Below are 12,366 nucleotides of genomic sequence, written 5' to 3'. Positions count from 1 at the left end.
TTATTTAATCAGTAGAGAAAGGAGTAATGAACAATGACCTTTTCTTCCAAAAGTAAATATTTGTTTTTAGCATTTTGTTTACTGCCGACTTTTCTGCTCTTTTTAATTTTTACTGTTTATCCGATGTTGGGCGGATTGTATTACTCATTTTTTGAGTGGTCCGGAACAAGTGCAAACAAAACGTTTATCGGCTTAGATAATTATATTCGTCTATGGAATGACTCCATTATTAAAAAGGCGATCATAAATGACTTTTTCTTCGTATTTGTAAAAGTTATTGGGATTATGACGCTCGCTCTATTTTTTGCTGTGGCATTGACGCAGCTTAAGATTAAAGAAGCACCATTTTACCGGATTGTATTTTTCTTTCCGAATATTATGTCGGTTGTAGTTATAGGGATTTTATGGCAATTCATTTATGACCCGAATATGGGGATTGTAAATAGCTTATTAAATCAGGTTGGATTAACTGAATGGGCCCGCCCTTGGTTAGGTGATAAAACATGGGTACTTCCTAGTATTGCCATTCCTGCAATCTGGGCAGGGATTGGATTATTTATGCTACTTATTATGGGTGGTATCTCGAATGTACCGAAAAGTTTATATGAAGCGGCAGATATTGATGGGGCATCCGAGTGGCAACAATTTTGGCATATTACGGTCCCACTCGTTTGGCCACAAATAAAAACATCCATTCTTTATATCATCATTACTTCTCTGAACGGTTCGTTTGTCCTTGTGCAAGTAATGACAGGTGGTGGACCGGGAAGCGCTTCAGAAGTAATGGGAACATATTTATACCAGCGCGCTTTTGAAGATTTTCAATTTGGCTATGGTGCAGCGATTGGTGTTCTAATCTTGGTCGTGTCGCTCATTACCGTTCTCGTGTCACAATTTATTCTGAAAAAAGAAAAAGTCGAATATTAACGGGGGAATTGAGATGAAAGTAGTTTCACAAATTTTAGTACGTATCCCGTTAATCCTATGGGCGTTTATCGTAATTTTCCCGTTAATATGGATGTTTATGGGTGCGTTTAAATCGAATGCAGAAATCTTCACGTCACCTTGGTCAATGCCGACTGATTTTAGTTTTACAAATTTTGAACGAGCATGGAACGACTATAATATCGGGCGTGCATTTTTGAACAGTTTTTTTGTAACAGTGCTTGGCTCTTTTTTAACACTCATTTTATCGATTCCTACGGCTTATGCGCTGGAACGTGTTCGTTCAAAATTTGGTGAAGTGCTGATTAATGTTTATTTGGCTTCAATGATGATTCCATCCGTTTTAGGTTGGATTCCTCTATTTTTCTTATTAATGAAGTTTAATTTATTAGATAACTTGTGGGCATTATCGCTTGTATATGCCATTTCGCATGTACCGTTTACAATTTTCATACTTGTTGGATTTATCGGCAATATTCCTAAAGAGCTTGAAGAAGCAGCGGTCGTCGATGGTATGAGTCCATATGGAATCCTGTTTAAAATTGTGACACCGCTTATAAAGTCAGGAATTATGACCGTGACGATTTTGAATGCCATTTCTTATTGGAATGAATTTTTCATGGCGTTAATTTTACTGCAGACAGAAAGCAAAAATACGTTAGGTGTTGCGATGAACTTACTGAAAATAGACGCACAATACGATAGTGCATGGGGTGTCTTGTTTGCGGGATTATGTATTGCTGTCATACCGGTAATTGTTTTCTATTCGATCTTCCAACGCCATATCGTAAAAGGTATGACAGAAGGTGCAATCAAATAGGAGGGAGATCATGGCTTTTTCACGAGTTGAACAATTTATTGAAACAGCAATCCAAAATAAAGAACTGCCCGGTGCAGTATTGTCTGTGGCAAATGCAAAGGATGTCCTTTACTGTAAAGCATTTGGGATGGCACATACAAAGCAGCAAATTCCGATGTCGGAACAGACGATATTTGATTGTGCTTCATTAACGAAAGTAGTAGCAACAGCAAGCTCGGTTTTATTATTGCTTGAGCAGGGGGTTATTGATTTAGATGATTCCATTAGTTACTACTTTCCGGAATTGAAGGAAATGCATGAAGAAGTTAGGATTCGTCATTTATTAACACATACAAGCGGCTTTCGGGCAGAAATCAAGTTCTATAAAGAAGAGGTAGCTTATGCAGATGTTATAGAACGTATTGCAAAGGAAACAGGACGGAAAAGTGTAGAGCAGAAGGTGATCTATAGTGATGTAAACTATATTTTATTAGGGAAGCTGATCGAAAAGGTTACAGGTATCTCATTGGCCGACTATGCCAGTAAAACTATTTTCCGGCCGCTTTGTATGCACAATACTCTATTTAATCCGCCTGTCCAGTTACAGGCTAAAATTGCGGCAACTGAATTTCGTACTTATTTACAGAAACATCAGTGGGGTGAAGTGCATGATGAAAATGCTCTCCATTTTGGCGGAGTTAGCGGTCATGCAGGGTTGTTTTCGACTGCTGAGGATTTGACGAAGTTTGCTCAATCTTTTATTAAAAATAACGATTCTATTTTTCGCGAGCATACTAAACAATTAGCAAAGCAAAGTTTTACAGAGCAGCATGAGGAACAGCGTGGCTTAGGGTGGCAGTTGTATTCTTCGCCTTCATTTTCCGGCCAATATTTGCGAGACGGTTTTGGGCATACCGGTTTTACGGGCACTTCAATTTGGGTATCGGATGAGAAGCAATTAGCAATTATTTTGGTAACAAATCGCGTTCATTTTGGACGTGGTTGCGAAATTCAAAGGTTTCGAAGAATTGTGCACAACTTAGTTGCACTTGAAAATGAATAGATAAGGTGAGTAAATGGCAGGGAAATTATGGATTGGTATAGATGGTGGTGGCACGAAAACAACCGCTGTAATCGGTGATGAAAACGGACATTTACTTGCAGTTGCCAAGGGAAGTTCCGGCAATTTAACAGCGATTTCAATAGATCAGTTGTATACACTTATAAATAATTTGATCGACCAGTTGTTCATACAGACAGGTGCGACATTATCGGATGTTGAAACAGTATTTGCTGCAATGGCAGGTGCAGATCGACAAGCTGAGCAGCAGAAAATATATGAGGCATTTAAGCAATCACCCGTTCTGGAAAAACTTAGAGTGCAGAGTGATATTCATGCCGCATTAGCAGCGGGAACATGGGGCAGAGAAGGTACTTTACTTATTGCTGGAACCGGAGCAATTATATTCGGTTATGAGCAGCAAAAAACATTTCGTGTCGGAGGCTGGGGTTATTTATTAGGTGACGAAGGAAGCGGCTATCACTTAGGGAAGCTGGCCATTCGTTCTGTTTTAAAGGCGCATGACAACAAAATGCCTTTGAAGTTATTTCAGGAAAAGATATTGTCCCATTTTAATGTAATGTCACCTGATCAGCTCATTACAAAAGTTTACGGCAGTACGAACTCCGTGGCCGCTATTTCTTCTGTGGGCAGGATTGTGCTAAACGCTTTTGAGGAAGATCTAATAGCGAAATCCATCGTTAGCACTGTTCAAGAAGCTTTATTACAACTTATTGAAAGTGCCTATTCAAGAATTGATCGGACGAAGCCGGTTGCATTACACGGCGGATTATTTTCGAATAATACATTTTATGAAGCGTTTACCTTACGTTTTTCATCGCGATTTCCTGATTTGATTGCTTTGAAGCCAACAATTTCGGGGACAGTTGGAGCTTACTTATTAGCATTACATGAAAGTGAAATCGAAGTAAGTGATCCAGTTAAACAAACGATTCAACAAACATGGCGTCTATTGGAAGGTGAGATAACATGAATTACGATCAATTAACGACTGAAAAGCGGAATGACGAAACATTGAAGTTGGATGTAATGCCTATCTCGGACATACTGCAAATAATGAATAAAGAAGATATGCAGGTTGTGAAAAGTGTCGAACAAGTTTTGCCTATTATTGAGAAAGTAATTAAAAGAGTGGTTGAAAATATAAGTAACGGTGGACGCCTTTTTTATATCGGAGCGGGGACTAGTGGTCGTTTAGGTATGCTTGATGCATCAGAATGTCCCCCTACTTTTATGACCGATCCGGAACTTGTGCAAACGGTCATGGCAGGCGGAAAGGAAGCCTTTTTCCAGGCAGTGGAAAATGCTGAAGACCGTTTGGAAGACGGAAAAAACAAATTAAAGGAAAAAAGCTTAACGAAATTCGATTCTGTTATCGGTATTACGGCAAGCGGTACAACGCCATTTGTAATGGGTGCTTTACAATATGCGCAATCTGTCGAGGCTTTTACGGTAAGTTTGACGAGCAATATTAACTCCGAAGTAAGTCGCTATGCGGCAGAAGCGATTGAAGTCGTCGTAGGTCCCGAAATATTAACAGGTTCAACAAGGTTAAAAGCGGCTACATCACATAAAATGATTTTAAATATGATCAGTACGGCTTCGATGGTGCAGCTAGGCAAAGTGTATGAAAACTTAATGGTCGATGTACATGCCAGCAATAAAAAATTAATAGAGCGGGCTAAAAGAATTGTCATCGCTGCGACGGATTGTGAATATGTGGAAGCAGAACAAATGCTTGATAAAACAAAGTTTGCTGTTAAGCCTGCAATTGTCATGCTAAAAACAAATCAAAATTATGATCGGGTAATCCATGCGTTAGAACAAGTAGATGGTCATACGAGAAAAGCGATTTTACTGTTAAACAATAGTTAATAACGAGAGTTGTCATGAATAATTCTGGCAACTCTTTTTTTGTTTTTCACTTGAATTTCTGTATAGTGCAATAATATTTCTTATAAAACCATTGTTTCCATTTTTTGTGCCTGTTAATATTGAAGTGTACTAATATTCAGAAAAAACAAAGGGGCGGGGAAATGGGCATTTATACAGAAGAGCATGAGATGTTTAGAAAAGCTTTACGAAAAATGCTGGATAAAGAGGCGTATCCTTATTTCGAGCAATGGGAAAAAGATCGCGATATTCCACGGGATTTTTGGCTGAAGCTCGGGGAGAATGGCTTTTTATGTCCAATGGTCAGTGAAGAATATGGGGGGCTTGCGCTCGATTTTGGCTATTCTGCTATATTAACGGAGGAACTAGAGCGTGTTGGTGCAGGGTTAGCAAGTGGGATATCGCTTCATTCCGATATTGTGACACCTTATATTGAAGCATATGGGACAGCTGCACAAAAGGAAAAATGGCTACCTAAGAGCGTTACAGGAGAGTATATTTCGGCTATTGCTATGACGGAACCCGGTGCAGGATCTGACCTCGCAGGCATTCAAACGACAGCGAAAAAAGATGGGGATTTTTATATTTTAAACGGAGAAAAAACCTTTATTACGAATGGGATTCATGCAGATTATGTGGTTGTCGTTTGTAAAACAGACCCGCAGGCAAGTCCGGCATATAAAGGAGTTAGTCTGTTAATTGTGGAAAGCGGTACACCTGGTTTTAAGCGCGGAAAAAAACTAGATAAGATCGGCATGCATAGCGCAGATACCGGGGAGCTGATTTTTGAGGATGTTCGTGTACCAGCAGAAAACCTTTTAGGGGAAGAAAACCGCGGCTTCTATTATTTAATGGAAAAACTGCAGCAGGAACGACTGATTGTCGCACTGGAAACACAAATCGAGGCAGAATGCTGTTTAAAACTGACGGTTGACTATGTAAAAGAACGTAAAGCATTCGGCAGCCGCATTGCCGATTTCCAAAATACTCAATTCAAGTTAGCTGAAATGGCAACTGAAATTGACCTTGGCCGTACATATGTCGATAGTTTGATTGCCAAACATATTGCAGGACAAGATATCGTAAAGGAAGTATCGATGGCCAAATGGTGGATCAGTGAAATGGCAAAGCGTGTTGTAGCAGATTGTCTGCAGCTGCATGGTGGCTACGGTTATATGGAGGAATACGAAATCGCAAGACGATATCGTGATATTCCGGTAGCGGCGATTTACGCGGGTACTACCGAAATCATGAAGGGGATTATCGCAAAGCAAATTATTAAATAGTACTGACAAAGGGGATGGAATAATGAAAAATGTATATATCGTAGACGGGGCACGTACAGCATTTACAGCTTTTGGAGGTTCTTTAGCAACAACAGATGCAGTACAGCTTGGCACAAAAACAGCAGTAGAAGCGTTAAAGCGTGCAAACGTACAGCCTGAGCAAGTCGAACATGTCATTTACGGGGGTGTAATTACAACTGGTGCAAACTCAGCATATTTAGCCCGTCATATCGGACTTTATGCTGGCGTGCCAAAGGAAGTGCCGGCATTAACATTAAATCGTCTATGCGGATCCGGTATGCAATCGGTCGTATCGGCTGCACAGATGATTCAGCTAGGTGAAGGGGAAGTCGTACTAGCTGGTGGAGCAGAAAATATGTCACAGTCGCCATACTCAAATTTCGAACAACGCTTCAGCGGTTCCAAACTTGGCAGCCTGCAGTTTACAGATATGCTTCAAGCGACATTAACTGACCAGTATACGGGCTCAGGAATGGGCTTGACGGCAGAGAAACTTGCTGAACAATATACGATTTCCCGCGAGGAGCAAGATGCCTTTGCACTTCTATCAAACGAACGTGCGGCAAAAGCACGCGAGAACGGTACGTTTGCAAAAGAGATCGTGCCTGTTGCAGTAGCTACAAGAAAAGGCGAGATTTTAATAGATCAAGATGAACATATTAAAGAAGGCGGCACACTGGAAAGCTTGGCGAAATTACGTCCAGCATTTAAAAAAGACGGCTCTGTTACAGCTGCAAATGCTTCCGGCATTAACGACGGGGCAGCATCTGTCGTTGTCGCAAGCGAAGATTTTGTAAAGGGACAAGGGTTAAAGCCGTTAGCCCGCATTGTATCATGGGGAATAGCAGGCGTTGATCCAACGATTATGGGAATCGGCCCGGCTCCGGCAATTCGTCAAGCATTGGAGCGTGCAAATTTAACAATTGAAGACATGGATTTAGTTGAAATAAATGAAGCTTTTGCAGCTCAATATATTGCAGTGGAAAAGGAACTTGGTCTGGACCGTGAGAAAACGAATGTAAACGGTGGTGCAATCGCACTTGGTCATCCGGTTGGTGCAAGTGGAACAAGAATCATCTTATCCGCTGCATACGAACTGCAACGACGCAGCGGGAAGTATGCGGTTGCCAGTCTATGTATCGGTGGCGGCCAAGGAATTGCTTTAATTATTGAGAGAGTGTAGAGGCAAGGCGTGCTGGAAGGTAATTTCCGGCATGCCTTTTTTTGTTGTAGGCGTTTTTATTAGAACAATGGAGAGAGTTATTAGAAGAAATGTAGATGTTATTAGAAGAAATGGTGAGGTTATTAGAACTTCGGTTGATGCCTGAAGTTCGTGGACGATTTTTTAGTCTAGATCATGTGGAAAAGCACTCGGTTTAAATTTTATTAGAACAATGATACGGGATATTAGAAAATGTACGAGCTTTATTAGAAAAAGGCAAGATGATACTAGAACAAAGTGAACCGATATTAGCACAACGGAAGGATATATTAGAAGATCGCCATTTTATTAGAACAAATTTAAATATATTAGATGATTTCCGAATTTATTAGAAAATCCCCCAGCTTCCACGCGCTATTTTTCAATTGACACATAACCTCCCTTTTTCTCTGAAAACACTAACTGACAACCCGCCAAATTTCCGCATTAATAACGGAATATGGTACACTAAAGCCAACGAATAAAAGGTGGTAAAACAATATGTCAGCAATTAGCTTATTAAACGAAACACTTCAAAATAAATGGTCGTTTGAAACAACAATGAAAATACAAGAGGAAATGATTCCTGCGATGGTTGAAGGAAAAGATATCGTAGCGGAATCACCGACAGGTTCAGGGAAAACACTAGCCTACACATTACCGATTTTAAATAAAGTAGACGGTAACAAGAAACAAACTCAGGCATTAATCGTTGCACCTTCACAAGAGCTTGCGATGCAGATTGTTGAAGTAATCCGTGACTGGACAGCAGGGACAGACATCACTGTTCAGCAACTAATTGGCGGAGCGAATTCGGCACGCCAAATCGAAAAATTAAAGAAAAAGCCAACGATTGTAGTCGGGACACCAGGACGTCTAAATGAATTGGCACGCCAAGGTAAATTAAAACTCAAAGAAATCGAGACGATTGTTTTGGATGAATGCGATCAGCTGCTTAGCCGCGAGTACCGTGTTGTCGTAAAATCATTTATTGAAAATGCTGCATTCGGTCGTCAAGTCGTTGTTGTATCGGCTACGATTACAGAAGAGATCAAGCTTGTAGCGGAACGATTAATGTTTGAACCGATCAGCATCGAGATCAAACCGGAAGATATGGTGAAGTTCGGTAAAGTTGTGCATTCTTTTGTAAAAGTAGAAGAGCGGGACAAAACAGATATGCTTCGTCGTTTAGCTAATATTGAAGGATTGCGCGGATTGGCATTTGTTAATAACATCGACCAAGTACTAATGAAACAGAACAAGCTGGAATACCGTGATGCACCGATTGTAGCACTTCACTCGGACATGAAAAAAGATGAGCGTAAAAAAGCGTTGGACGCGTTCCGAAAAGGGGAAGCGCGCATTTTAATTGCGACAGATATTGCAGCACGAGGTTTAGATATTTCAGGTTTAACACATGTTATTCATGTTGATGTACCTCGTACAATCGAGCAGTATACACACCGTTCAGGACGTACTGGACGTGCCGGTGCAGACGGAGAAGTATTGACATTACTATCTTACAAGGACGAAAAGACATTCAAAAAATGGTTGCGTGATCTTTCCTTAAAAGGTGTTCAAAAAGTTTGGACACAAGGGCAACTTGTCGAGGGAAATGCTAAGACAGTAACTTCAAAAGCGGCACCCGCAGCAAACAAAGCATCAGAGAAAAAGCCGTATCAACCAAAGTCCAATAAAAAAGGCATGACTTTCAGTAAGAAAAAGGAGAAATAATTCATGACATTCCAAGAGAAGTTAGAGCAATTTGCAGATTTAGCCGTTCGAATCGGAGTAAATATTCAAAAAGGACAATATTTATTAATTAATACATCTACGGATACGCTGGACTTTACACGTATTGTCGTTAAAAAAGCATATGAAGCAGGCGCAAGCCGTGTTCATGTTAATTTAACTGATGCCAGCTTTGAACGTGCTTATTATGAGAATGTTACGGTGGAAGAAACAGCTAATTTCCCGAAATGGGTTGTCGCACAACGTGAAGAATTAATTGAACGTAAAGGTGCACTTCTTTGGATCGATGCGGAAAATCCTGATTTACTGGCAGGTATTGATTCAGAAAAGATCGGAGCACAGCAAAAAGCAGCAGGTACGGCATTAGTTAATTACCGTAAAGCTGTTATGAATGATGATATCGCCTGGTCAATTATTGCTGTTCCTTCGCCGAAATGGGCGGCAAAAGTATTCCCTGATTTACCGGAAAAGGAGCAGGTTCCTGCGCTATGGGATGCTATTTTCAAAACAGTACGTATTGGTGAAGGGGATGCAGTAGGAAACTGGCAAACTCATATTGAAAACTTACATGCACGTGCAGATCAGCTGAACAAGAAAAAGTATGCGAAGCTTCACTACACGGCTCCTGGTACAGACTTGACGATTGAACTACCGGAAAAACATTTGTGGAAAAGCGGAAGCAGCGAAGCACCTGATGGCACGACATTCATCGCGAATATGCCGACAGAAGAAGTCTTTACGCTGCCTGCAAAATATGGTGTAAACGGCTATGTATCCAATACGAAACCGCTCGTTTATAAAGGGAATATTATTGATGATTTTAAGCTGACATTTGAAAAGGGTAAAATCGTTAATGTTGAGGCAAAAGTAGGTCAGGACTTATTAAAGCAGCTAGTTGCTTCCGATGAAGGTTCTTCATATTTGGGAGAAGTTGCATTAGTACCGCATGAGTCACCTATTTCTTCATCTAATATTTTATATTACAACACATTATTCGATGAAAATGCCTCTAACCATTTAGCAATCGGAGAAGCATATCCGACGTGCTATGAAGGTGGCAAGGAACTTGAAAAGGGCCAACTGGAAGCACTGGGCATTAATACGTCGATTACACATGAGGATTTCATGATCGGCAATGCGGAAATGGATATTGACGGGATTCTGGCAGATGGCACAACAGAACCGATTTTCAGAAAAGGTAATTGGGCATTCTAACAAAAGAAGTGGGGTGAATAAATGCGAAAAATAATAGGGATTCTTATTTTTTGTATTGTCCTGTTTCCAACGGGAGCATTAGCCAATGAACGAGAAGTTTATATTGCACTTGGCGACTCTTTGGCAGCAGGGCAAACACCTTACAGTCAAATTGATGCAGGATATACGGATTACATTGCTTTGCAGCTAGAGCGACATGATAAGCTCGCACATTTTTCAAAAGAGCTTACTTTCCCCGGATACCGTGTTGGAAATGTAATGGAAACAGTTCAGTCCGAAAAGGCAGCACCATTACTAAGTGAAGCAACATTGATCACACTGTCAGCCGGAGCGAATAATTTACTGCCGCTCATTACACATAACCCTCAACAGGGAACACTCGCTTTTAGTCAGCTTAACGCCAATTTCGCTTTAAATGAAGTAAGGAATCAGATGAGAGAGCTGCTTTCAATAATTAACGAAAAGGCCCCGAAAGCGACAGTATATGTACTTGGCTATTATTTCCCTTATGTAAGTGTTCATAAAGAACAGGTAGACGGAGCAGTAGAAGCGGTGCAGCTTTTAAATGCGATATTAAAGCAGGAAACAGAAGCGGCAGGCCATATATTTGTAGATGTTTATGAAACATTTGACCAGCAGCGTTCAACATATTTGCCGAACGTGGCGGATGTGCATCCAAACCAGCTTGGGTACCGTATTATGGCTAATGAAATGCTGAAAAGCTATAGTGGTAATGAGGCACTTATATTGCCAATCGATGCAATGCCAGCACCAAATCCGAAAACATTTGAAGAAATGCTGAGGATCCAACAAAATAAGTTAGCAGTAGAAGACGTACCATTTATAGCAATGCATAATCTTGATCGACCAATCCCGATCTTAGTATAAAAAGCATTCCGACAATATTTATTGGAGGAGACCACATCGTACGAACGAATATTCGTACGATGTGGTTTTTTTATTTTTCCTCATGTACACTTATAGTTAGAAGATAGGAGGCGGTATTCATGAAAATTTTTCATACAGCAGATTGGCATTTAGGAAAAATAGTACAAGGTGTATCGATGACAAGAGACCAGCAATTTGTGCTTGAACAGTTTATCGAAGAAATCAGAAAAGAAAAGCCGGATGTCATCATTATTGCCGGAGATTTGTACGATCGTTCTGTACCACCGACAGATGCAATCCAACTATTAAATAAAACGTTGAAGGAAATTTTAGTCGATGAGAAAACACCGATTTTAGCAATTGCTGGAAATCATGATAGCGCTACACGTTTAAATTTTGGCAGTGAATTTATGAAGGCGAGCGGGTTACATATCGTTGGCCATTTAGAACAGAATATCGATCCGGTCATAATGCACGATGAATACGGAGAAGTTCATTTTTATTTAGTTCCATTTGCGGAGCCTTCAATTGTACGGGCAGTATTTGACGATCAATCCGTTACAACTCATGAAGCGGCGATGGCGAAAATCATTGAACAGATTAAACAGACAATGGACTGTACGAAACGTAATATCATTATCTGCCATGCTTTCATTACAAAAGACGGGATGCCGGAACCGAATACGAGTGACTCTGAACGCAAGTTGACGATTGGCGGGACGGAGTGTATCAGTTCAGCGTTGTTTGAACCATTCTGTTATACAGCGTTAGGCCATTTACACCAGGCCCACTTTGTCGCAAACGAGAAAATCCAATATGCAGGATCACCACTTAAGTATTCAGAATCTGAAGTGACACATAAAAAGGGATTTTTGATTGTTGATTTAAATGAAGACGGGTCAGTGACGATTGAAAAAAGAATGCTTACCCCAGTACGGGATATGCGTGTCGTGACGGGAATGCTTGAGGATATATTGCAGCATAAAGTAAACGACGATTATGTATTTGTAAAATTACAGGATGAACATTATGTAAAAGGTGCTGCCGAACTTGTCCGCACTGTTTATCCAAATGCTTTGCATATTGAACGAACGGTTGTGTATGAACAGCTTGAACAGCATGCGACAACAATGAACCGTGTTCAGATGAATGATTCGGAACTGTTTGAGCTATTTTATACGGAAATGACAGGTAAGCCTTTAAGTGATGAAATAAAAGAGATTTATACAGATGTTTTAGAGCAGCTAATCGAAAATGAACGTGAAAAACAGGAGGTGCTGTAACG

Annotated in this window: 11 protein-coding genes; all 11 read left to right on the top strand. The window is 40.4% G+C overall.

Annotated features, from left to right (window positions below; all coding sequences use genetic code 11):
- The first annotated feature begins 33 nt into the window (after positions 1-33).
- The 11 genes from MHH37_RS18375 (at position 34) to MHH37_RS18325 (ending at position 12,364) form a co-directional block, all read left to right on the top strand.
- Positions 34-927, top strand: coding sequence for a sugar ABC transporter permease (locus MHH37_RS18375; protein ID WP_342574159.1), 894 nt, complete (start codon positions 34-36; stop codon positions 925-927).
- 13 nt (positions 928-940) lie between these two features.
- On the top strand, positions 941-1,765 hold the full coding sequence (locus tag MHH37_RS18370; RefSeq protein ID WP_008405651.1) for a carbohydrate ABC transporter permease: 825 nt from the start codon (positions 941-943) through the stop codon (positions 1,763-1,765).
- Between the two features lie 10 nt (positions 1,766-1,775).
- Positions 1,776-2,807 carry a serine hydrolase domain-containing protein gene (locus tag MHH37_RS18365; RefSeq protein WP_342574157.1) on the top strand — a complete coding sequence of 344 codons (1,032 nt, stop codon included), beginning with the start codon at positions 1,776-1,778 and terminating at the stop codon, positions 2,805-2,807.
- Between the two features lie 13 nt (positions 2,808-2,820).
- Positions 2,821-3,798 carry a BadF/BadG/BcrA/BcrD ATPase family protein gene (locus MHH37_RS18360; protein ID WP_342574156.1) on the top strand — a complete coding sequence of 326 codons (978 nt, stop codon included), beginning with the start codon at positions 2,821-2,823 and terminating at the stop codon, positions 3,796-3,798.
- Positions 3,795-4,700: an N-acetylmuramic acid 6-phosphate etherase gene (gene murQ / locus MHH37_RS18355; RefSeq protein WP_342574155.1), complete on the top strand. Its 906-nt coding sequence runs from the start codon at positions 3,795-3,797 to the stop codon at positions 4,698-4,700. The genes MHH37_RS18360 and murQ overlap by 4 nt, the downstream gene beginning before the upstream one ends.
- 161 nt (positions 4,701-4,861) lie before the next feature.
- Positions 4,862-6,004 (top strand): acyl-CoA dehydrogenase family protein, encoded by a 1,143-nt coding sequence (locus MHH37_RS18350; RefSeq protein WP_342574154.1) that lies wholly within the window; start codon positions 4,862-4,864, stop codon positions 6,002-6,004.
- Between the two features lie 22 nt (positions 6,005-6,026).
- Complete coding sequence (locus tag MHH37_RS18345; RefSeq protein WP_342574153.1) at positions 6,027-7,208, top strand: acetyl-CoA C-acetyltransferase; 1,182 nt, start codon at positions 6,027-6,029, stop codon at positions 7,206-7,208.
- A 519-nt stretch (positions 7,209-7,727) separates the two neighbouring features.
- A complete protein-coding gene (locus tag MHH37_RS18340) occupies positions 7,728-8,960 on the top strand; it encodes a DEAD/DEAH box helicase (RefSeq protein ID WP_339263240.1) in 1,233 nt (410 codons plus the stop codon).
- Positions 8,961-8,963: 3 nt separating this feature from the next.
- Complete coding sequence (locus tag MHH37_RS18335) at positions 8,964-10,193, top strand: aminopeptidase (protein WP_342574152.1); 1,230 nt, start codon at positions 8,964-8,966, stop codon at positions 10,191-10,193.
- 21 nt (positions 10,194-10,214) lie between these two features.
- Positions 10,215-11,081, top strand: a complete 867-nt coding sequence (locus MHH37_RS18330) for an SGNH/GDSL hydrolase family protein (RefSeq protein WP_342574151.1) — start codon at positions 10,215-10,217, stop codon at positions 11,079-11,081.
- Positions 11,082-11,200: 119 nt separating this feature from the next.
- Positions 11,201-12,364 (top strand): exonuclease SbcCD subunit D, encoded by a 1,164-nt coding sequence (locus MHH37_RS18325; protein ID WP_342574150.1) that lies wholly within the window; start codon positions 11,201-11,203, stop codon positions 12,362-12,364.
- Positions 12,365-12,366: the final 2 nt, after the last annotated feature.

The organism is Solibacillus sp. FSL K6-1781 (assembly GCF_038630735.1).
GTDB classification, from domain to species: Bacteria; Bacillota; Bacilli; order Bacillales_A; family Planococcaceae; genus Solibacillus; species Solibacillus silvestris.
Note: the sequence above shows the minus strand (reverse complement) of the source record. Positions and strands in the feature narration are given on the sequence as shown.